This is a genomic window from Rhizobium phaseoli, assembly GCF_003985125.1.
In the GTDB taxonomy this organism is placed as follows: Bacteria; Pseudomonadota; Alphaproteobacteria; order Rhizobiales; family Rhizobiaceae; genus Rhizobium; species Rhizobium phaseoli.
The window spans coordinates 396,958-418,238 of the sequence record NZ_ML133568.1; the positions used below are offsets into that span (position 1 = coordinate 396,958).

A 21,281-nucleotide genomic window follows, 5' to 3' on the forward strand; every position below is an offset into this window, starting at 1 on the left:
GATTGATCAGAGGGAATCAGAGGATGGCGCAAAAAGATTGAGAGAAATCTTACCGGTGGTCGGCAGATCGACAAGCGGTCGTGACGCTCGTCACCCCGACTCCGGACGCCTGGCGAAAGGTACGCACAACAGGGCGCAGCTGGTCAGGATGGCGACGACCATCCAGGCTTCGTTGATCGCCTGAACGATTGCCGCCGCCTGGATCAGCGGGTCGAGCAGCGCCGTGGTATCGGCATCGAAGCTGCCGCTATGTCCTGATATCGTCTGAAGCGGTGCACCGACGAATGTCGCCGCCTCGATTTCGCCGGCCTGAAGGCGCGCCCACAGATCTTGGCCCAGCGGTTCGGAGCGGGTGTAGATGATGGTGTCGATCAGCGCGATGCCGATGGCGCCGCCGAGATTGCGCATCAGATTGAAAAGCCCGCTGGCATCGGGAATGCGATCGGCCGGCAGCGTGCCGAGCGCCAGCCGCGTCGGCGGCAGCAGGCAGAACATGATGGCGACGCCGCGCACGATCTGCGGCCAGAACATCGCATCGTAATCCGACCGCGGATCCTGAAAGGCGCTCATGCCGACACCGATCGCAAACAGGGCGAAACCGACAGCCGACAGCAGCCGCGCATCCATGCGCTTCTCCAGCGCGACCGCGACCGGCGCGGTGATCAGCTGCGCGATGCCGGTGACCAGCATCGTCATGCCGATTTCAAGGGCATCGTGGCCCCGGACGAAAGCGAGAAAGACCGGCATCAGGTAGACCGAGCCGAAAAGGCCGATGCCAAGCACGAAACTCAGGACCGAGCCGACGAGAAAGTTGCGATCGGCGAAGTTGCCGAGATCGACGATCGGCCGGCGCCGGCGCAGCGTCCGGCCGATGAACGCGCCTCCCGAGACAAGACAGACCGCCAGCAGGCTCAGCACATAGGCCGACGTCCAGCCGCTGGTCGGCGCCTCTTTCAGGCTGAGTTCCAGGCTCGTCAGCGCCGTCGCCATCAGGACAAGCGACAGCGCGTCGAGATGCCGGAGTTCGGACGGGTCGGCCGCCTGCCGCGGCAGGAAGCGGGCCGCCAGGACTGCCGAGGCAATGCCCGGAAGGATATTGATCAGGAACAGCCAGTGCCAGGAATAGGTTTCGGTCAGCCATCCGCCGACGATCGGGCCGATGGTCGGCGCCAGCACCGCCAGCACGCCGGCGATGGTCGTCGCTAGCGCCTGTCGCTCGTTGAAGAAGAGGATGAACACGGCCGAAAACACCGAGGGGATCAGCGTCCCGCCGGAAAAGCCCTGAAGCACCCGCCAGGCGACCAGCGTGCCGAAACTGCCGCTGGCGGCGCAGCCGGCCGAGGCAATCACGAACAGGGTGATGGCGGCAACGAACAGCCATCGCATCGTCAGCAGCCGCGTCAGCAAGCCGGTGAGCGGGATCGCGATCACTTCGGCAATGAGATAGGCCGTCTGTATCCAGCTCATCTGATCCGGATCGATGCCGAGCGCCGACTGGATGGTCGGCAGCGACGTCGCCACCACCTGGACGTCGAGGATGGCCATGAACATGCCGACGCACATGGCCAGGAAGCCGAGCCAGACGATGGCAGGCGTTCCGTCAGGGCGAGCAGCTTCAGGTCGTTCCGACATGCGATGATCCCGCCTGCGCCGCATCTTTCTGCATTGGTGGGTATATCTAGCGCATCGGCTCGAAAACCGGAATTGGTTTTCGGACCAAGGGGGATTGGAAATGTTGCGGCATCCTTGAGCCGCCAATACACGCCAAGAGATTGCATAAGATCGAAACACAACCGAGCCTGGCCGGGAAGGCCAGGCTCGGGGTTCGATCAGCGAATATGGTCCGGGCGTTCTATGCGCCCGGCTCCCTTTGCATCGACCAGGATCAGCCGCGGAAGAGCGACAGGATGTTCTGGGACGAGGAATTCGCGATCGACAGCGACTGGATCGCCAGTTGCTGCTGCGTCTGCAGGGCGGAAAGCTTGCTCGACTCCTCCTCCATATCGGCATCGACCAGCCGGCCGACGCCCGAGTCGATCGAATCCGAAAGCGCACCGACGAAGTCTTCCTGCAGATCGATGCGGGTCGAGATCGAACCCAGTTGCGCACCGGCCGACGTCATCGCCGAGAGCGCGGATTCGATGGTCGTCAGCGCCGACTGGATCTGACCGGTGGTGAAGTTGGTGATGTCGAGCGAGTAGACGGAATCGCCGTTTGCATCCGCCGTTCCGAGGATACCCGTGGAGGTTTCGATCGAGCCGCCGTTCATGCCGAACAGCACGTTGCCGGTGGAGCTGGTATCGAGAACGTAATCCGTCATCTTGACGGAAACGGCGCCGGAGCCGTCACGGACGAAGGAGGATACGACGCTCTTGGTGCCGTCGGCGCCGGCGACCCAGTTCTCGCCCGAGAAGGACGCCGACTGGGCAATGCTCATCAGCTGTTCCTGCAGTTGGCTGATTTCTTCCTGGACCTTGGATTTGTCGACGCCGTCTTCGGTCGCCGCCACCAGCTTGGCTTTGATCTCGTCGACGACGTCGATCGCGCTGTCCATCGCCGTGTAAGCCGTATCGACCTTTGCCGCGCCGAGGCCGAGCGCGTCGGAGACGGCAGACAGCGCCTTGTTGTCGGAGCGCATCGTGGTGGCGATCGACCAGTAGGCGGCGTTGTCGGATGCGGTGTCGACCCGATAGCCGGTCGAGACACTGTTCTGTGTCGTTTCGAGATTGAAATTGATGCTGCGCAGCGTCTGAAGGGCAGCCATTGCGGAATTGTTCGTATTGATGCTCGTCATTGGAGTTCGCCTGCTTCGGAGGTTGAATATGGTGAAACCCGGGACACATCCCGGCCGTGGCGAGCAGCCTCATGCTTATTGACCCCGTGTTTGCGATCAATTCGCCATCGTTGGGTTAATTATCGTACTTAAAAGTACCTTAATGGTTAACGCGATGGCGTGAGCCGAAATTTTTCTGAATTGCGACACGTCGAAGAAGGGAGCTTGTCTGCCGATCGGCGGCGAGAACTGGTCTCGAGCTCGGCGGCAAAAATTCCGCGCCGCCGATTGACGCCCCGGCGAAAAACCGACTATCACTATTAAATCAATTTGATTGACTTCAAATCGCACTGTGATCCCGGCGCCGGTGCCGGTACGCTCGAAGCCTGGTTTCCCTTGAAGGAAGAGTGATGATGTCGACACCGCGACCGAACGCCCTGCGGCTTGAAACCCATTGGAACCCGCCCGCCGACGGCAAGGAATTCTCTTATGTCCTGCGCCTCAAGAACCTCGGCAGCGAACCGCTTTCGAATTTTTCCCTCTGCGTCAGCGGCCCCGGCCGCGTCGATCCGGCCGGACGCGTCGAAGGCGCGACGGTCTCAAAGCGGCTTTCCAATTTCACCGAATTCCAGCCGCCGGCCGGTTTCGTTCTCGGCGCCGGCGAGACCTGGACAATCTCCGTCTATGCGCTGAGCTGGCAGTTCCGCCACTGGACGGACGGTGCGACGAGCGCCTATCTCGCGCTTGCCGATGGCAGCACCATCGTGCTCGGCGTCGAGCCGACGCGCTCTTCGGTCAGCAACGCGGGCCTGAAGCGTGGCGCCGAGATCTATCCGGTTCCCGCCAATGCGCCCGTTCAGATCTCGGTCATTCCCTGGCCGAACCATGTCGCGGTCGCCTCGCGCCGGCCGCTGCCGGCCGGGTTTGCCCCGCGGGCGCAGAGCAGCGAAGGGGAGGCGGCGGCGAAAGGCTTCGCGGCGCTGGTCGACCATCTCTTCGCCGTCGAAGGCATCGTGCGCAGCGAGGCGGAAGGCGCAGTGCCGGTCATCCTGCAGGATGCCGCCGGCTTCGGTCCCGAAGCCTATCGGCTGAGCTTCGACGAGGAGAGGCTGACCATTGAGGCGAGCGGCCGCACCGGGTTTCTCTATGGCCTCGTCACACTCGGCCAGATCTGGCGCGGCGCCAGGCTGCATCCCGGCGTTTTCCAATTTCCCGCATCCGGCGAGATCGTCGATGAGCCGGCAATGGGCTGGCGCGGCCTGCACCTCGATGTCGCCCGCCAGTTCTATGGCGCCGCCGAAGTCAAGAAGCTGCTGGCGGTGCTTGCCTGGAACAAGCTCAACCGCTTCCACTGGCATCTTTCCGACGACGAGGCCTGGCGCGTCGAGATCGACGCTTATCCCGCCCTGACCGAGATCGGCGCCTGGCGCGGCCACGGCCTTGCCGTGCCGCCGCTGCTCGGGTCGAGCCCGGCCCGCACCGGCGGCTACTACACCAAGTCAGTCATCCGCGAGATCGTCGCCCATGCGAAGAGCTTCGGCATCGAGATCGTGCCCGAGATCGACATGCCCGGCCATTGCTACGCCATGCAGCAGGCGATCCCGGAGCTGCGCGATCCGGCCGAGAAAGGCAGCTACTACTCGGTCCAGGGCTTTCCCGACAATTGCATCAATCCGGCCCGCGAGCAGACCTACGAGATCGTCGAGACGATCCTTGCCGAACTGATCGAGCTCTTTCCGTTCAAAACAATCCATCTCGGCGCCGACGAGGTGCCGCTCGGCGCGTGGTCCGGCTCGCCGGCAGCGCTCGCGCGCCTGCGGGATGTCGCCGGCGACGCGGTTGCCGATGCCCATGCCAAGCGGCTGAACGTCGTCACCAACACGCATGGCGCCGACGATATCCACGGCTCCGGCGCGGCGATCCTGCAGGCGGAATTCCTGGAGCGCGTTCAGCGTTTCCTGGCGAGCAAGGGCTGCATCACCGGCGGCTGGGAGGAGGCGGCGCACGGCGACGTCATCGACAAGGAGAAGAGCTATCTCTGCAGCTGGCGCAATGTCGAGGTCTCGGCCGAGCTCGCCGAACGCGGCTATCAGATGGTCGTCTGCCCCGGCCAGGTCTATTACCTCGACATGGCGCTGAGGCCCGATTGGGACGAGCCGGGCGCCAGCTGGGCGGGGAATTCCGATGCGGAAAAGCTCTATAAGTTCGATCCGCTCAGTGGCTGGACGGCGGCGCAGAAGCAGAAGCTGCTCGGCATCCAGGCCTGCATCTGGTCGGAACCGATGACGGACCGCGCCGTCTTCGACCGCCTCGTTTTTCCGCGCATCTCGGGGCTTGCCGAAACCGGCTGGACCAAACCATCAGCAAAGTCATGGGACCGCTTCAAGGCGCTCGCTGGGCTGATGCCGCTGCTTTACGGGCTGCAGGAATCTTGAGCGCCGGCGTTACTGCCGCTGCCGGTAGGCCGAGGGCGTGAGACCTGTGCCCTGCTTGAAGGCCCGCGTCATGTGGCTCTGGCTGCTGAAGCCGCAGGCCGAAGCGATCTGCGCGATCGGCTCCATGTCTGATAACATCGATTTGGCGCGCTCGACACGACGGTGCGCCACCCAGCCATGCGGCGACACGCCAAAGCTTGCCCGGAACATCCGCTGAAAATGAAAGGCGCTGAGTTGGCCGATCTCAGCCAGATCCTGCAGGCGGATCGTCTCGCCAAGATGGGCCTCGATATAATCCAGGGTTCGGCGCCGCACATGCGGCGCGAGCCCGCCGCTGATCGTACAGGCACGCATGCCTCCATAACGCGGATCAACGAAGAGATCGTGGATCGCCTGCGTCATCGCTTCTTCGGCCAGCAGATGCCCGCCCGCCAACATCGCTTCCGTCATCTGCCGAAGCCTCAGCGCCAAGGCGGGGGCATCGTCGAAGGTCACTTCCGGAAGAGCCATGAGCCGCGCATCGCGGTCAAACGTCTCGGCAAACATCCGCCGCATCTGATCGTCGGGAATATACAGATGGACGAATTCGAGGAAGTCGGTGATCTCCCATTCGGACGAATGCCCCTGCGGCATGATGCACAGCACGCCAGGACGGCCGCGCGCGTCGGGGCCGCCATCCAGCCGACGCGTTCCGGCGCCGCCGCTCAGATAAAGACTGAACGTATGACCGTCCGGCCGCTGATAGCTCATCCTGTCATGCGCATTGCTCCAGATGGCAGCCGATCGCCCGAAACCGAGATCGATCGACTGTGACATCCGCGCAGTGGGAGAGGCGGACAAAAACCTGAAAACCGAGAGGCGGCTATCGTTCACTCATTCTATCTCACAGCTGGGCACGCGTTCAGAATAATACGGGGGGACCCCTGAGATGGCGAGGGGGGAAGTCCGGGCACATCGATTTCATAGCAAGAATCTGCAAGAGACCTGCTCACGGTTTGCCTATTCGTGGGGAAAAAGAGGACACCTCCATGGCAAATGCCGTTCTTTTCATCGCGACCGTCCTGATATGGGGGACGACCTGGATCGCCATTGCAATGCAGGTGGGTCCCGTGCCGGTGCTGGTCTCGGTCTTTTACAGATTTGCGCTTGCCGCCATGATCTTCGTCGCCATCCTGGCTGCCATTCGCCGGCTCAAGCTCCCCGCCTTGCGCGATCAACCCTTCATCCTGGCGCAAGCGCTCTGCCTGTTCAGCCTCAATTTCATCTGTTTCTACAACGCCGCCGGCTCGATTCCTTCAGGGCTGATCTCGGTGATCTTCTCGCTCGCGACGATCTACAATGCCGTCAATGCGCGCCTCCTCTTCGGCGACCGCATTACCGGCCGCACGCTCTTCGCAGCGGCGCTCGGCGCAACCGGCCTTCTCCTGCTGTTCGGAGAGGAGGTTGTCGTCGATTTCGATATGGGCACGCTGAAAGGGATCGGGCTTGCAGCGCTCGGCACGCTGTTCTTCTCGCTCGGCAATATGGCATCGCGCCGCAACAGCGCGGCCGGAATCTCACCGCTGACCGCCAATGCCTGGGGCATGACCTATGGCGCGATCGTCCTCCTCGTGCTGATTGCCGTGACGCGGACTCCGATCGTGGCACCATCGGGCGTCACCTATCTTGCCGCGCTGCTCTATCTCTCGGCCATCGGATCGGTGATCGGTTTCACAACCTATCTCATGCTGGTGTCGCGCATCGGCTCCTCACGCGCGGCCTACGCCACCGTGCTGTTCCCGATCGTCGCCCTGTCGCTGTCGACGGTCTTCGAGGGCTACCACTGGACCGGCCTCGGCCTGATCGGGCTGGCGCTGACGCTGCTCGGGAACGTGATCATCTTTGCGCGGCCTCTCGCGCGGCGGTCGCCGCAACCAGATACGAGCCTGCCGGCCCGCGGCTGAAGGACGGGCGAGGCGCGCTAAGCGCGTCGCGATCTTCAGGTGGATCGCGCCGTCTTCGACCGTCGACTTCCCGTGCATCTCAGGGCCCGCCGAAACCGGCTGGACGAAGCCGTCGGGCAAGTCATGGGAATACTTCGAAGCGCTCGCAAGACACTTGGGTCTTACGATCCGTTAACCACATTCAATGTCGTAGAAGGGGAAGCAGACGAGAACGCCTCATTCCACTTGCGTGAGGAAAAATTCGCGAGATGCTGCGAGTATATGTTGGCGATTTTTAAGGGCCAGGGCAAGGAATGACGCACGGTGAAATCAACTTTGCGATCCGCGTCACGCTGGGAATTGATCTTGTCATCGTCTGCGCGCTAACCGCTTACTTTTATGTGCGTAACGAAATGCTCGCCGCACGCGCTGCCCGCATCGGGAATATAACTTACCACGCCGGAACTATTTTCACGGGGATAGCCTATGGCCACCCCGATTGTCCGCCGGAGATTGCCGCAGAGTATCTATCACTAAGGCGTAAATTTCTCAAAATAACCACCATCGCCTCCTCACCGATGATACTTTACATGATTTTTCTTCAGAAATACTTTCACTAAACCAAAATATCCCCTGACCGTTTAGCCGACCGGCTTCTGCAGCACGTCGAAGCGCGGATTGGTTTCGGAGAAGATCGGCAGGGCCGCGGCGCCGAGGATGGCGGTATCCTTGCCGGTCATGCCGATCATGACGCGCGGCACCGTCCGCTGCCGGCCGGGGTCGATCGGATCGTGCAGCGGCTCCAGCCGGTCGGCAAGCCGGCGCATCAGCGATGTCGGCAGGCTGCCGCCGAGCACGATGGTCTGAGGATCGAAAGCGAGCTCGAGGAAATCGACGGTCTGCCGCAGTGGCTGGACGGCCTGGTCGAGCCAGGCGTCCAGCCCGTCGCTGCCCCTGTCGATCAGCGCGTCGAGCGCGTCGGGCGACAGTTCCGCTGTGTTGGCGATGCCCATGAAGTCGTAGGCGACCGACGGCGAGACATAACGATCGAGGCAGCCGCGTTTGCCGCAGCTGCAGAGCCTGCCATGCGGCTCGACGATGATATGGCCGATCTCGCCGGCATTGTTGCGGCTGCCCTTGTAGAGATGGCCGTCGAGGAACATGCCGGCACCGATGCCGCCGCCGCCGGCCAGAAACAGGTAGACGAAGCTGGCGAGGCCGCGGGCAACACCGTGCAGGCGCTCGCCGATCGCCGCCGCCGTCGCATCGTTCTCGACCAGCACCGGCGCATTGAGCCGCTGTTCCAGCTCGTGGCCGACGGGGAATCCCTGCCAGCCGGGCAGGCTCTGGGGGCTGAGAGAGGTGGTGCCGCCCTCGGCATAACGGCCGGGCAGGGCGATGCCGACGCCGAGCAGCCGCTGCTGATCGAAGGCGAAGGCCTGCCTGAGATGCTCGACGATCGACTGGAGGACCGGCATGGCCCGCTGCGGATCAGGATGTTCGACATGGCGCTCGATGCGCGCGCAGACGGCGCCGGAGAGATCGGTCAGCACGCCGCTCGCCCGCTGGCGGCCAAGCTCGAGGCCGATCGAATAGGCGCCGGCGGGATTGATCGAATAGGGAATGATCGGCTGGCCGCGCGCCAGCTTCTGCGCCTCGGCGGCGACGAGTAGATGCGACCTCTCCAGCTCCTCGACGATATTCGACACCGTCTGCGGCGTCAGAGCCGTCATCCGGGCGATCGCCGCCCGCGACAGAGAACCGTGCGTGCGGATCAACTCGATCACCACCCGCCGATTGTGAGACTTGGCCTGCTCGAGATTCGTGCCGGAGATCGCCTTCATGTCGCCTTCAAAGGATAAGCTTCACCACCCTTGTCACAAGACGGGTGGCGATGAAAGCCACATTCTTCGTGCCGCCTATTGAACCTCGGCGTCGGCAGGCGCAACGGCATTGCGCCGCTGCAGCAGGCCGAGGATCGTGATCCCAGACAGGCCGGTGACTGCGCTCAGAATGGCGGTTCCGGAATAACCGATCGCCCAGGTGCCGGCGGCGAAGACCAGCGCACCGATGCCCGCACTCGCAAAGACATTGACGGAGATCAGCGCGCTGCCGAGCCCTGGCCGGTCGCCAATGAGATCCTGCAGGTAGGTGATCGGAATGCTGATGATCGCCGCAGCACCGATGCCGGCAAGCAGGGTCAGCGCATAGAGGTGCCATGGAGCGGAGGCAAAGCCGAGCAGGCCGAGAAACAGCGCGTAGATGATGGTGCCGGCGGCCAGCGCCATCATCTGGCCGGTCTTCCGGGCGATCCGCGACCAGACGATGATGAAGATGATCTCCAGCGCTGCGACGATGCCGACGAGAATGCCGACATCGCTGAGCCGGCCATGCGCCGCGCCCGTGGCGATCAACGGCAGAAGCGCATCATTCAGATGCAGCGTGCTGGTGATCAGGGCGACACCTGCGATATGCGCCGAAACCCGCGGCGACACCACCTGGCGGAGCGCTTCGAAATAGGTGAGACGGCGAACCTCCGCCATCATCGCTCCGGCGCGCTTCGGAAGAGCAAAGAGGATGATGCCCTGGCACAGCACACAGGAGAGGCTGGCGAAGAGATAGGCCGGTAGCATGCTCGACGCGCCGGAGAGGACAAGACCCGTTATGCCGGGGATCAGCACCCAGGAGAGCGAGATCATCGCGCGCACGCCGGAGTTGGCCGTCACCATGTCGCTGCGGCTCATGCCCTGCATCGCCGCGCGCGCATTGGCAAACAGCAGCGAGTTCAGTGCCCCGTAGATCGGCAGCGGCAGCAGCGCGCTGACGATGAAGGTCGCCGGGCTTGGAAAGGCATAAACGATGCCGTAGCCGACGATGCCGAACAGACACGCGCCGATCATCGCCGAACGGTATTCGCCGAGCCGGTCGGCAAGATTGCCGAGCAGGACGCTGATCACCACATTCACCGCCGCCGAGGCAAAGGCGAGGAAGGAATAGAGCCCGTCGCTCAGGCCCAGTTCGCGAATGCCGACGATCGACCGATAGGGCGCGGTCATCGCCCCCGCCATGCCGAAGGTGAAAATGGCAATCATGCTGGCGCGGATCGCCGGATTGCGGAAGACGTCGGGAAAGAAGCGGCTCATCGCATCATCAATCGAATGGGAAGATTCGCGGGCGCGGCCGCGGCGGGCAGTCCTGAAGGTCTGTCATGCTGTCTGTGCGCTCGAAGATCGGAGCGGCTGATCAATAATGCTCTGATTGGGAGAAAGTTCGCGCCAGTTCGGCCTGGCCTGCCGTCAGCCCGCAATCGACCGGCAGGCAGACCCCTGATATGGCGGCTGCGAGCGGACCGGCCAGGAAGCCCACGGCATTGGCGACATCGCGGGGATCGACGACGCGCTGCAGCGGGTACCAGCGGCGCGCCTCCTCGAACACGTTGGGATTGGCGGCGGCGCGCGCTTCCCAGGCCTGCGTCTTCACCGTGCCGGGGGCAACGGCATTCGAGCGGATGCCGAACTTGCCGTATTCCACGGCGACCAGCCGGGTGAAATGCAGCAGACCGGCCTTGGCGGCACTGTAGGCCGGATGCCCGAAGACATGCATGCCGTTGACCGAGGCGATATTGACGACAGACCCTTTGGACGCCTTCAGCATCGGCTCGAAGGCGCGGAAGCACAAGAAGGCGGCTTCGAGATTGAGCGCATTGTCCGCCCGCCAGATCTCCGGCGTCGTGTCGTGCAGGCTGGTCGCGCGTGCCGCACCGGCATTGTTGACGAGGGTTCGAACCAGCCCGGCCTCGGCGGCGCGTTTTGCCAGTTCCGATATGCTCGTCTCGCTGGTCACATCGCAGCCGACGGCGACGAAACGGCTGGCCGGCCCGAGTTTTGCAGCGACGGCGGCCGCCGCCGCCGCATCGATGTCGGCAAGCAGCACGACGTCGTGATCTTCGGCAAGACGTGCGGCGATCGCCGCGCCGATATCGCCCGCCGCCCCTGTGACGATGGCTGCCGATTGGGTCATTTTCCCAGACTCCCGCTCATGGATTTCAGTCTCCAAGCAATTGCCGGTCGTCGCCGTCGCGGTGGATGACGAGCTGCTGCTTGATGCGCCGCAGCGTGGTCGTCGCCTTCGGCTGAACGGCATAGGCGACCAGGCTCGAGAGAATATCGACCGTCGCGATATAGGCGATGCGCGTCGAGGTCGGACGATAGATATTGTTGCCTTCGGGCAGGTCGATCGGCACGACGATTTCGGCGGCCTTGGCAACCGGGCTGTCCGTCTGGGTCAGCGCGATCGTCTTCACCTTGGCCTGGCGGGCAAGCTCGAAGGCGCGCACCAGCTCCAGATTGCGCCCGGAGAAGGACGAGCCGATCAGCACGTCGCCCGGCCGGGCCGCCGCCGCCATCATCAGCTGCATGCTGTGATCGGAACTGGCGGTGATGCGAAGCCCGAGACGGAAGAGGCGGTTCTGCAGCTCATCGGCGATCATCGACGAATTGCCGCCCGAGCCGAAGGCATAGATCATGTCGGCCTTGGCGATATGGGCAACGGCCGCTTCGATCGCCGCGAGATCGAGCGAGCGATGCAGGAGAAACAGCGCGTTCTGCGCCTTGGTGATGATATCCTGGGCAACATCGGCCGGTTCGGTGCTCTTCGATTCCGGCTTCAGATAACGCACGCCGATATGGGCGGTGCGGGCGAGCTGCACCTTGAAATCGGAAAAGCTCTCGCAGCCGAGCCGGCGGCAGAAGCGCGTGACGGTCGGCGGCGAAACCTCGGCGCGTTCGGCGAGCTCGATGATCGAGGCATTCACCGCGAATTCGAAATCGTTGACGATGATTTCGGCGATGCGGTTCTCCGAAGGAGAAAGCCGGCTCTTATCTTCCTGCAATGTCGAAAAGATATCCAAACCGACTCCCACCGATTTTTCGCTATGCGTCCTTCTTCTTATAGGCCACGCAGTCGATCTCAACCTTGCAATCGACCATCATCGACGATTGCACACAGGCGCGTGCCGGCGGATGTTCGCCGAAATACTCCTGATAGATCTTGTTGAAGGTCCAGAAGTCGCGCGGATCGTCGAGCCAGACGCCGACGCGCACGACATCCTCGACGCCGTAGCCGGCTTCCTCGAGAATCTCCAGCACATTGGCGATCGTCTTGTGGGTCTGGGCGATGATGTTGCCGTCGATGATTTCGCCGTCTTCCATCGCAACCTGACCGGAAACATAAAGCCAGCCATCGGCTTCGACCGCACGCGCGAATGGCAACGTCTTGCCGCCGGCGCCCGTTTGAACCGTGCCATAGCGCTTGATGGGCATGCTGAAGTCCTTGCAAATTATTTTCTTGATACGTTGACAAATGACCATAGAAAGCAGAATTTGACCAGTGAAAAACGCGATTTATGAAAAGAATTTCAATCCGGGGGAGACATGCGCGATCCTTTTCAGAACCCTTTTCCCTCGGACAGCGCCCGGCAGGCGATCTGGGAAATGCTCGTTTCGCGCGATATCGACGCTTTTCTCGCCGCCGACTGGTCGATGGTGGAAGATGACTTCGTCGAAGAAGGCTTCATCGGCATCGACGGCCGCAAAGAGGTGAACCCCGACAAGTGGCGGCTCGCCTTTCCCTCGCTTTCGGCCTATCGCGAAGAGTGGCTGAGGCAGGCGAGAGATTTTGCCGGGCAGCGTTTCGCCGAAGATCCGCGCACGGCGATCTTCACCACGACGACGCTCGAAGACATCGAGATCGAAGGCGACACGGCGCTTGTCCGCAAGAAATTCGACGGCGGCATCACCAAGGCCGACGGCACCCGCGATGTCCTGCAATGGCAGACGCTCTATTATTGCAGGCGGCACCAGGGACGCTGGAAGATCTCAGGTTTCACCGGCTACCTGCCGAACCCGATGGGGTGACGCGGGGCCGACAACACGAAGGCCACTTTCTTGCGCATATTCACGGCAGCACTGGCGACCGAGACCAACACCTTTTCCCCGATCTGCGTGGATCGTCGCGCATTCGAAGCCTCGCTTTATGCCCCGCCCGGCCAGCACCCTGATACACCGACGCTATGCACCGCGCCGATCACCGTCGGCCGGCGCGTCGCGAGAGAAAAGGGCTGGGAGCTGATCGAGGGCACCGCCACCTGGGCCGATCCGGCGGGCCTCGTCAACCGGACGACCTATGAAGAGCTGCGCGACGAAATCCTCGGCCAGCTCCGCGCGGCCATGCCGGTCGATGCCGTCGTCATGGGCCTGCACGGCGCGATGGTCGCAGCCGGCTATGAGGATACGGAAGGCGATCTTCTCTCCCGCATGCGCGAAATCGTCGGCCCCCATGTCCTCATCTGCGCCGAGCTCGATCCGCACAGCCACCTCACCGCAAAACGTGTCGCCGCGCTTAATTTCGCCGTCTATTTCAAGGAATTTCCGCACACCGATTTCGTCGACCGCGCCGAGGATCTCTGGCGCATTGCCGTCGACACGCTCGAAGGCCGGGTCAAGCCCGTCATGTCGGTGTTCGACTGCCGGATGATCGACGTCTTCCCGACCTCGCGCGACCCGATGCGTTCCTTCGTCGACAAGATCATGCGGATCGAGAAGGACGATCCCGAGATCCTGTCGATCTCGGTGATCCACGGTTTCATGGTCGGCGACGTTCCCGAAATGGGAACGAAGCTGCTCGTCGTCACCGACAACAAGCCGGAGAAGGGCGCGGCCCTGGCGCGCGATCTCGGCCTAGAACTGTTTTCCAAGCGCGGCACCTTCATGGTGCCGCAGATCGACGAAAGGGAGGCGGTCTCGCGCGCGATGGCCGCCACCGCATGGCCCGTGGTCATCGCCGATGTCTGGGACAATCCGGGCGGCGGCACGGCCGGCGATGCGACCGTCATCCTCGCCGAGCTGATGGCCCGCGGCGTCACCAGCGCGGCGGTCGGCACCATCTGGGATCCGATGGCGGTGCAGATCTGTTTTGCGGCGGGCGAGGGGGCGGAAATTCCGCTGCGGTTCGGCGCCAAATCGGCGCCCGGCACCGGCAATCCGATCGACGGCACCGTCAAGGTCGTCAGACTGGTCAGGAATGCCGAGATGCAGTTCGGCGAGAGCCTGGCGCCCTTCGGCGATGCCGCCCATATCGTGCTCGACGGCATCGACATCATCCTCAATTCGACGCGCGCCCAGAGCTTCGACCCCAGCCTCTTTTCGGTGATGGGCATCGATCCCAAGAAGCAGAAGATCCTGGTGATCAAATCCACCAATCATTTCTTCGCCTCCTTTTCTAAGATCGCCGCGGAAATCCTTTACTGCTCTGCCGGAACGCCCTATCCCAATAATCCGGCGACGACGCCGTACCGGCGGGCGCCGAAGACGATATGGCCGATCGTGGCCGATCCACATGGGTTAAAACGCGGAGCCGCCTGAATGCCTGATCGCAGCTTTGCCGTCGTCGCCAAGGCAGGAGACCGGATCGCCGATCTCTCGACGCCGCGCCCCGTGATCGACGAAGACCGGCTGGCCGCCAACATCGCCCGCGTTCAATCCTATATGGATGAGCACGGGCTGAACTTCCGCCCGCATATCAAGACGCACAAGATCCCGGCGCTCGCCGTCGCCCAGGTCGCCGCCGGCGCCAAGGGCATCAATTGCCAGAAGGTCACCGAAGCCGAAGTCTTCGCCGAAGCCGGCTTCAACGACATCCTCATCACCTTCAACATCCTGGGACAGCAGAAGCTCGAGCGCCTGGCCAGGCTGAACGAGCGCATTTCCGATCTCAAGGTCGTCGCCGACAGCGAACAGACGGTCGACGGCCTCGCCGCGCATTTTTCCGGCCACAAGCCGCTGACCGTGCTGGTCGAATGCGACACCGGCGGCGGCCGCTGCGGCGTGCAGACACCGGATGAGGCGGCCTCGCTCGCCAGGCGCATCGCCGCTGCCGACGGCCTCACCTTCGGCGGCATCGTCACCTATCCCAAACCGCAAGCAGCAGCCGCCGTCGAAGCCTTCATCGCCGAGACGCTGCAACGCCTGCAATCCGACGGCATCGCCTGCCCGATCGTCAGCAATGGCGGAACGCCGAGCCTGTTCGAGGCGCATCTCGTCCCCTCCGCCACCGAACATCGCGCCGGCACCTATATCTACAACGACCGCCAGATGGTGCGCATGGGCCATTGCGGCGAGGACGACTGCGCCATGCATGTGCTCGCAACCGTCGTCTCCCGCCCGACCGCCGACCGCGCCGTCATCGACGCCGGCTCAAAGGCCCTGACCTCGGACCTGCAGGGCTTCAGCGATTACGGCCTGATCGTCGGTTATCCCCAGGCGCGGATCACCAGCCTCTCGGAAGAACACGGCGTGATCGATCTCTCGAACTGCGCCGGCCCCCGGCCGCAGATCGGCGAGAAACTCTTCATCATCCCAAACCACACCTGCGTGGTCTCCAACCTGTTCGACACGATGGTGTTTCATCGGGGTGGGGTAGTGACGCGCGTCGAGAAGGTCGCGGCTCGCGGGCTGGTTTGGTAGGGGTCGGTTTCGGTTGAGGGTGACATGGTCTGCCCTGATCCATTCGCCAATAGGCCGATCTACTCGGCGTCGTTTGCTGCCTTTTTGGCACCCTTGGGAGGGATTTTGAAGCTGGCACCGGTAGGCCCAACTGTAACTTCTGGCCCCAAGCCCATAACCGCGCCCAGAGCCGCTAGCGAACTGACCTCAGCATCCTTTTTGTTGTCCGCCTGAAACAGGCCTGCGCATGCTCCCTCGATCCATCGTTCGGGAAGGGCTGCTCCTTCCTTGGTGGTCATTTCCATTGCGGTCTCAATGACCCAACTCGCACGGTTAATATCCATGCCATATCGCTGGAATTCGTGGAGGGTTCGCACCTCGGAATCGTAGGACTTGCGAAGCAGCGAAATTAGATATGCAGCGAAACCGACGCAAACCGCCGAGAGTACCGCGCCGCGAAGCGCCATCATCCACAACAGGTAGGTATCTTGCGGGAGGCGTTGCGTTTCGAGGACAGCAGCGGTGGGGCCTGGAATGGCCTGTGTTGCCTGGGCCAGCGAAACGAAAGACTGGAAGCTTTCGAAGGCGAGTACGCCCGCGCCCGCACTCGCGACGAGGCAAAGACCTGCGATAAGCCAGAATTTGGAGGCTGACTGCCGGGATGAGAGGGGGCGCTTAGTAAACTCCTGTACTTGGTTGGTAATGTCCTCACGCAGTTTTCGGCGCGCAAACATATGGTCGGATTGGTCGAACTCTTTGATCTTCTCGTCTAAGGCAGCTTTTTCAGCATTGATGCGCTCAAGCGCCTCAGCTTCTCGCTTCCGGATCTCTTCGTCGGCTAGAAGCTGCTGCTCCTCGAACTTCTTCCGGCGTTTGGCGGCGTCTTCCTCGTAGCTAATACGAAGACCTTCGGCGTTCTCCAACATAGTCTGGTGGAGTTGGGCAAGCGAGGCGGTTTCACGGTCAATGATACCAAGGGTATTTTCAGCTAATCCCTTCGCGTCGCCGGCCTTGGGGAAGGTAAGGTAACGGCGAAGGACCTCCTCGATCTCAAGCAGCTTCTCGGCGTTAATACGGCCAATCGTGGGGTTGAACTTTATAAGATCATAGTAAGCAGGGTTAAGGCTCGGCAGAATATTGCCGCGATTCATACTCACGTCGAAGATGTTGTCGTCCGGATTGAATGAAAACGACTGTATGAGAAGAGATGGCCCCTTCTTCTTCCGAATCAGTTCGTGCTCGTTCACCCCTAGCGGCACACCACCGAGATCAACGGCCATATGAGATGAACCATACTTCTTCTTTAGCTCGGCAAGCATGTCGAGAATCGTCTTGTCCGGTACTTTGGCAACATATAGGTCGGTCACGCGCAATTCTCCCCCAGCAGCTGAGCGAAAATATACTTGCTACTTGGTTGCTTGTAATTGGCGACAGTGTTAAATCGAGCGTTGTGCACAGGATGTTGTGAGGGGTAACCCGTTCTAAACAATAGTCTTCCACCGTGGCGGCGTCGTGATCCGCGTCGAAGAGGTCGCCGCCCGCGGTCTCGTTTGGTAGGAGCCGGTTCGGATTTAGAGCGGAACGCCCTGATCGCCAAAGGCCGCAGTTACCGATGGATCGCTCGCGATTTCAGATCAGCAAGAACGAAATAAATACCGCGTTGCGCCAACAGCGGTCATCAGGCCAGTCTGCAGGCGCTCGGATCAAGAACCTTATCGCTCGCCATTGGGGACGCGGAAAGCAATCGAAAGTTGAGGTTCGGCGACCGCTGTTAACGAGAAGTTTGTGATCATTGCACATGTTGTTGGTGAGTGGGAGCCTGCAATTATTCGATGAACATACAGCCTCTAGTTGATCCATACGCCGCGTCTGACGCTGGGGGTGTCAAAGCCCGCCAGGGCTTTACTTTCCAGGATCATATCGCGGCCTCGTTCCTTTTGGACCTTCTCTCGGATCCGACGTTGTTGCAGGTCGAATGCGAGACAGCTGACGATATTGCCCTGAGATGGCGTCGAAGCGGGGCGAGTCTCTCGGAGTATGTTCAGGTCAAGATCACGGATGGGGACAGCAACTGGAACCTGACCGAGATTTGCGCACGCACGGTAAAACGGGTTGGCACGTCCCTTGTAGAGACATCGATAGGCGCAGATAAGTTTCCGGGCGATGCTCTCTTTCGCTTCGTTAGTATACGCGGGGTCAATCATACACTCCGACCGCTGACCATTCCTCGTGACCTTCGTTTCGAGCCACATGTTGTGGATGCCCTAAGCAAGCTTGGTACGCAAGTCTCGAACAAACTGAGGCACGTGACGTCTCCGAATGGGAAAACAGTGCCCGAGTGGGTTCAAGCCTGCCTTTGGGAGTTGCCCGGTGAGAAGCAAGCAGTTCAGCAAAAGAACATTAATCGAATACATCGCCTCTTTGAAAACGAGGGCGAAGCTATGTTCGCGTCAGCGGCCGAAAGAATCTATGAAGGGCTTGTGACGATTGCGCGGAACGCCGGCGACGAATCGATGGTTGATCACCCTACGAAGAAAGTGATCTCGAAACAGGCGATGACGGACTGGTGGAGCGCTACTCTCAGGGAAGCGAGAAAACTTAACCGAGCATTTCTCAAGGTCTATCAGGTCCCAACACCCAACTTCTTTACGCCGCTGCATGGCGTCGAGGAACCTGCAATCCGACGCAGTCTTGCGTCTTACGACGCGGAGTTCGATGGCGGGGAATGGAGGAATGCGGAACTTGCGAGGTACCTGGCTCTTTGGATTCCCGAGTTGATCTTGCCGCCCCGGGTGCTTGCGCAGTGTAGTCACCTCCAAGCGCACGATCTCGTCGCGAGGACGTCGCAAGCACTCAAGGACAAGAACATCGACTATGAGGATCTTCTGTCTCAGGCCATGCTTCACGCAATCCTCAGACATCACTATTCGAGTGAGCCGACGCTCTGCAAATTGCACAGTGTGTCTCCAGGCCAATCGGATTACATGAACGGCCACGTAGTGTTCGATCGGGACGGTGACCAACTGTGGCTGGGTCATGCGAGGATAACTGTCTCAGATAACTGGGACGCGGTGACTACGCTCCTTGCTTCAAAGTTGGACGCTCTTGTGCAGCGAGATTTTCTGCGAAAGGAACGCGATCTGATTCTTCAGTTCCGCGAGCCACAGCATCTAAGGGAGACGACCCTAACGAAGGTATTCCAAGAGTTTGCCAAACTCGACGACCTCATACGCATTCTGAACATCCCGGTTCTCGTGGCCTACGATAGCTCGGTATTGGAGGCCGGCTTCGCAGTCGACTACGTGGACAAGCTGAAAACCGAGGTCGCCGATAGCTACCTTGAACTAAAGAGCAAGCTCTCACTCAGGCTGACCGACATACGGGTGCATGTTTTCCTGGTTCCGATCTACGACTCAGTTCAACTCGCCGATAACTTCAAACGTAGTCTGGAGATCTGACCTTGCTGCTCGAGGACCTTAGGAGTTTTCTGACAACCGGGTTTAAAGCAGATCAAGCTGTGTCGGTCCTAGGTGCCGTCAACAGCCTCGTCAATTCGCAAAGCACCCACGACTTGGGTCGTGAGATGGTCATTCGATGCCTGGCAAAAAAGCACTTGTTCCCGCCTGGCCTAATACCGCTCCTGGAGTCCCTCGTCGGCTCGGTGGGGCTCATCCCATATCTATCGAAAGACGTTTCGACCTTCGAAGAGCAGTTACTGCTTGAAGCCCATCGAACTCCCCCAATCGGGAAAGTCGACTTCTTCCATACGCTCCAACTCCAAATTTACCGGGAGCTGAGGGCAAAGCGAAATGTGGTATTAAGCGCGACGACCAGCGTCGGGAAGAGCGCGATCGTGGATGCTATTATTGCTTCCGGCGAGCACAAGCACCTTGCGGTCATTGTCCCGACGATTGCCCTAATCGACGAGACAAGACGTCGCATTATCGAGACATTCGGCTCACGATTCGCGATCGTTACTCACCCCACGCAGGCTTCATTTCGGGATCAAGCGACGGTCTTCGTCCTCACCCAGGAACGCGCTTTGAACCGTGACGACCTCCAGGACGTATCGTTCTTTGTCATAGATGAATTTTACAAGCTCGACCTGCAGATGGAGAAGAGTATCGAGCGGGCGGTCGATCTCAATCTTTGCTTCCACAAGCTCTCTTCCAACGGGGCTCAATTCTATCTGATCGGCCCTCATGTCGACGGCGTCAACGGATTGGCGTCAAAGCACGAGTTTCTCTTCTTGCCGTCGCATTTCTCGACGATTGCGCTGGATATCGTGCAGTACGGCTTGCCAAGAGATGGTGGTGAACGAGAGGAAAAGTTGATCGAACTTTGCGAGGAACTCACCTCGCCGACCTTGATTTTCTGCCAATCGCCCGGCTCCGCGAAGAGAGTCGCCGAAACGCTTCTGAACGTGGAAGGATTGCTTCCTGAGACAGATCTGACTTGGTCTGCCGTCGAATGGTTGGAGAAGGAGTATCCGGAGGAATGGGTCGTAACGCATGCGCTGCGGCGAGGTGTGGGTATCCATCACGGCAGCATCCCCCGTGCGCTCCAGCAGTACATGGTCAAGGCATTCGAGACCGGGGCAATCAAATTCCTCATTTGCACGTCGACGCTGATCGAAGGAGTGAACACCGTCGCCGAGAATGTCATTATCTTTGACAAACGGATAAAAGCCACTGGCATTGATTACTTCACGTTTCGAAACATTGCGGGGAGAGCCGGTCGGATGCGCCGGTATTTCGTCGGGAAAGTTTACGTTCTGGAGGAGCAACCCGAGCCGGATATCTGCGTGATCGAGGTTGCCGTCGGTACTCAATCCGATACGACGCCATTGTCACTCTTGCTTGATCTCGAAGATGACGATCTGACGCCGGCTTCTAAGAGTCGTTTGGAGTCCGTTGCGCGGGAGAGCCCGTTGTCCGCGGAAACTCTCAAGGCCAACCGGAAGGTTCCGATCGAGACGCAGTATGAAATCTATGAAGCAATATGGCGCGATCCGACGCTGCTTGGAAAGCCCCTGGCCTGGCGAGGAATGCCGGACTCACCTCAGTTGTTAGCGGTCTGCAACCTGATCTTCGACTACATGGACTCTAGAATCCTGAAAGGGTACCAAATCTTCTCAGGGAAACAGCTGCAAGCAGCCCTATACTCACTCGAGAAGAGCAAGAGCCTTCGCGAAGTGACCGACAACTTCGTCGAGTATCGACGAGATACCGATTCAGTCAGCGATGCGGTCGAACTGTCACTTCGTTTCCTTAGAAAGTACGTCGGATACACGTTTCCAAAGAGCCTCATGGCAATCTCGCACATTCAAAGCGATGTATTGAGAAAAATCGGTGTCGAGCCCGGGAATTACGAGTTCTATGCCGCCAAGGCCGAAAGTCTATTCATGGAGCGCGGTCTCTTCGCGCTTGATGAGTATGGGATCCCTCCCGAGACGGCAATGCGGATTGCGCCCGTCGACCGGAAGTTCCCCACGCTTGACAGCGCGATTGAGCTGATCGCACGAATGGACGCGCGAGGAGTTGATCTCACAAAGTTTGAGCGCGACCTGATCGACGACCTTCGCGCGTCCCTATTGTCATAAGTGTGTCGATTGCGTTGAGGGTGAGCCCGCTTAGGGCAGGTTTCTGCC

The 21,281-nt window shown here is 60.7% G+C and carries 17 protein-coding genes; 8 read left to right on the forward strand and 9 right to left on the reverse strand.

Going from position 1 to position 21,281, the window contains the following annotated elements:
* Window positions 1-90: 90 nt before the first annotated feature.
* Window positions 91-1,632 carry a DHA2 family efflux MFS transporter permease subunit gene (locus EFD56_RS09755; RefSeq protein ID WP_085744152.1) on the reverse strand — a complete coding sequence of 514 codons (1,542 nt, stop codon included), beginning with the start codon at window positions 1,630-1,632 and terminating at the stop codon, window positions 91-93.
* 253 nt (window positions 1,633-1,885) lie between these two features.
* Complete coding sequence (locus tag EFD56_RS09760) at window positions 1,886-2,794, reverse strand: flagellin N-terminal helical domain-containing protein (RefSeq protein WP_126905158.1); 909 nt, start codon at window positions 2,792-2,794, stop codon at window positions 1,886-1,888.
* Between the two features lie 392 nt (window positions 2,795-3,186).
* On the opposite strand from EFD56_RS09760, the gene EFD56_RS09765 reads away from it, so the two are divergent.
* Window positions 3,187-5,208 carry a beta-N-acetylhexosaminidase gene (locus EFD56_RS09765; protein ID WP_126905159.1) on the forward strand — a complete coding sequence of 674 codons (2,022 nt, stop codon included), beginning with the start codon at window positions 3,187-3,189 and terminating at the stop codon, window positions 5,206-5,208.
* Window positions 5,209-5,217: 9 nt separating this feature from the next.
* Here EFD56_RS09765 and EFD56_RS09770 read toward each other — a convergent pair whose 3' ends face one another.
* Complete coding sequence (locus tag EFD56_RS09770) at window positions 5,218-6,081, reverse strand: helix-turn-helix domain-containing protein (RefSeq protein ID WP_483475671.1); 864 nt, start codon at window positions 6,079-6,081, stop codon at window positions 5,218-5,220.
* 155 nt (window positions 6,082-6,236) lie between these two features.
* On the opposite strand from EFD56_RS09770, the gene EFD56_RS09775 reads away from it, so the two are divergent.
* Both EFD56_RS09775 and EFD56_RS09780 read left to right on the forward strand, forming a co-directional pair.
* Window positions 6,237-7,151, forward strand: a complete 915-nt coding sequence (locus tag EFD56_RS09775) for a DMT family transporter (protein ID WP_126905160.1) — start codon at window positions 6,237-6,239, stop codon at window positions 7,149-7,151.
* A 293-nt stretch (window positions 7,152-7,444) separates the two neighbouring features.
* Complete coding sequence (locus EFD56_RS09780; RefSeq protein ID WP_126905161.1) at window positions 7,445-7,750, forward strand: hypothetical protein; 306 nt, start codon at window positions 7,445-7,447, stop codon at window positions 7,748-7,750.
* Window positions 7,751-7,771: 21 nt separating this feature from the next.
* On the opposite strand, the gene EFD56_RS09785 is transcribed toward EFD56_RS09780, so the two are convergent.
* The 5 genes from EFD56_RS09785 to EFD56_RS09805 all read right to left on the reverse strand — a co-directional run bounded on the left by EFD56_RS09785 (window position 7,772) and on the right by EFD56_RS09805 (window position 12,451).
* The gene (locus EFD56_RS09785; protein WP_126905162.1) at window positions 7,772-8,974 is read right to left on the reverse strand and encodes an ROK family transcriptional regulator; all 1,203 of its coding nucleotides are present in this window, start codon (window positions 8,972-8,974) and stop codon (window positions 7,772-7,774) included.
* Between the two features lie 75 nt (window positions 8,975-9,049).
* Window positions 9,050-10,273, reverse strand: a complete 1,224-nt coding sequence (locus tag EFD56_RS09790; protein WP_126905163.1) for an MFS transporter — start codon at window positions 10,271-10,273, stop codon at window positions 9,050-9,052.
* Between the two features lie 100 nt (window positions 10,274-10,373).
* Window positions 10,374-11,150 carry an SDR family oxidoreductase gene (locus tag EFD56_RS09795; protein ID WP_126905164.1) on the reverse strand — a complete coding sequence of 259 codons (777 nt, stop codon included), beginning with the start codon at window positions 11,148-11,150 and terminating at the stop codon, window positions 10,374-10,376.
* Window positions 11,151-11,175: 25 nt separating this feature from the next.
* On the reverse strand, window positions 11,176-12,039 hold the full coding sequence (locus tag EFD56_RS09800; RefSeq protein ID WP_037144776.1) for a MurR/RpiR family transcriptional regulator: 864 nt from the start codon (window positions 12,037-12,039) through the stop codon (window positions 11,176-11,178).
* A gap of 22 nt (window positions 12,040-12,061) precedes the next feature.
* A complete protein-coding gene (locus tag EFD56_RS09805; protein ID WP_004672940.1) occupies window positions 12,062-12,451 on the reverse strand; it encodes a RidA family protein in 390 nt (129 codons plus the stop codon).
* A gap of 111 nt (window positions 12,452-12,562) precedes the next feature.
* Between EFD56_RS09805 and EFD56_RS09810 the strand changes: the two genes are divergently transcribed.
* The 3 genes from EFD56_RS09810 to EFD56_RS09820 are packed head-to-tail and all read left to right on the forward strand — an operon-like array spanning window position 12,563 to window position 15,652.
* Complete coding sequence (locus tag EFD56_RS09810; RefSeq protein ID WP_126905165.1) at window positions 12,563-13,045, forward strand: hypothetical protein; 483 nt, start codon at window positions 12,563-12,565, stop codon at window positions 13,043-13,045.
* A gap of 30 nt (window positions 13,046-13,075) precedes the next feature.
* Window positions 13,076-14,551 carry a M81 family metallopeptidase gene (locus EFD56_RS09815; RefSeq protein WP_126905166.1) on the forward strand — a complete coding sequence of 492 codons (1,476 nt, stop codon included), beginning with the start codon at window positions 13,076-13,078 and terminating at the stop codon, window positions 14,549-14,551.
* Window positions 14,552-15,652: a D-TA family PLP-dependent enzyme gene (locus EFD56_RS09820; protein ID WP_126905167.1), complete on the forward strand. Its 1,101-nt coding sequence runs from the start codon at window positions 14,552-14,554 to the stop codon at window positions 15,650-15,652.
* Window positions 15,653-15,711: 59 nt separating this feature from the next.
* Here the strand turns inward: EFD56_RS09820 and EFD56_RS09825 are convergent, their stop codons facing one another.
* Window positions 15,712-16,998 carry a hypothetical protein gene (locus EFD56_RS09825; protein WP_126905168.1) on the reverse strand — a complete coding sequence of 429 codons (1,287 nt, stop codon included), beginning with the start codon at window positions 16,996-16,998 and terminating at the stop codon, window positions 15,712-15,714.
* Window positions 16,999-17,463: 465 nt separating this feature from the next.
* On the opposite strand from EFD56_RS09825, the gene EFD56_RS09830 reads away from it, so the two are divergent.
* Both EFD56_RS09830 and EFD56_RS09835 read left to right on the forward strand, forming a co-directional pair.
* On the forward strand, window positions 17,464-19,089 hold the full coding sequence (locus tag EFD56_RS09830; RefSeq protein ID WP_126905169.1) for a HamA C-terminal domain-containing protein: 1,626 nt from the start codon (window positions 17,464-17,466) through the stop codon (window positions 19,087-19,089).
* Window positions 19,090-19,091: 2 nt separating this feature from the next.
* Window positions 19,092-21,233, forward strand: a complete 2,142-nt coding sequence (locus EFD56_RS09835) for a DEAD/DEAH box helicase (RefSeq protein ID WP_126905170.1) — start codon at window positions 19,092-19,094, stop codon at window positions 21,231-21,233.
* Window positions 21,234-21,281 lie beyond the last annotated feature (48 nt).

What these genes read in the sequence shown, in the direction of transcription:
- EFD56_RS09755 (WP_085744152.1), bottom strand. Translation starts at nt 1,632, where the DNA reads ATGTCGGAACGACCTGAAGCTGCTCGCCCTGACGGAACGCCTGCCATC.
- EFD56_RS09760 (WP_126905158.1), bottom strand. Translation starts at nt 2,794, where the DNA reads ATGACGAGCATCAATACGAACAATTCCGCAATGGCTGCCCTTCAGACG.
- EFD56_RS09765 (WP_126905159.1), top strand. Translation starts at nt 3,187, where the DNA reads ATGTCGACACCGCGACCGAACGCCCTGCGGCTTGAAACCCATTGGAAC.
- EFD56_RS09775 (WP_126905160.1), top strand. Translation starts at nt 6,237, where the DNA reads ATGGCAAATGCCGTTCTTTTCATCGCGACCGTCCTGATATGGGGGACG.
- EFD56_RS09780 (WP_126905161.1), top strand. Translation starts at nt 7,445, where the DNA reads ATGACGCACGGTGAAATCAACTTTGCGATCCGCGTCACGCTGGGAATT.
- EFD56_RS09785 (WP_126905162.1), bottom strand. Translation starts at nt 8,974, where the DNA reads ATGAAGGCGATCTCCGGCACGAATCTCGAGCAGGCCAAGTCTCACAAT.
- EFD56_RS09790 (WP_126905163.1), bottom strand. Translation starts at nt 10,273, where the DNA reads ATGAGCCGCTTCTTTCCCGACGTCTTCCGCAATCCGGCGATCCGCGCC.
- EFD56_RS09795 (WP_126905164.1), bottom strand. Translation starts at nt 11,150, where the DNA reads ATGACCCAATCGGCAGCCATCGTCACAGGGGCGGCGGGCGATATCGGC.
- EFD56_RS09805 (WP_004672940.1), bottom strand. Translation starts at nt 12,451, where the DNA reads ATGCCCATCAAGCGCTATGGCACGGTTCAAACGGGCGCCGGCGGCAAG.
- EFD56_RS09810 (WP_126905165.1), top strand. Translation starts at nt 12,563, where the DNA reads ATGCGCGATCCTTTTCAGAACCCTTTTCCCTCGGACAGCGCCCGGCAG.
- EFD56_RS09820 (WP_126905167.1), top strand. Translation starts at nt 14,552, where the DNA reads ATGCCTGATCGCAGCTTTGCCGTCGTCGCCAAGGCAGGAGACCGGATC.
- EFD56_RS09830 (WP_126905169.1), top strand. Translation starts at nt 17,464, where the DNA reads ATGAACATACAGCCTCTAGTTGATCCATACGCCGCGTCTGACGCTGGG.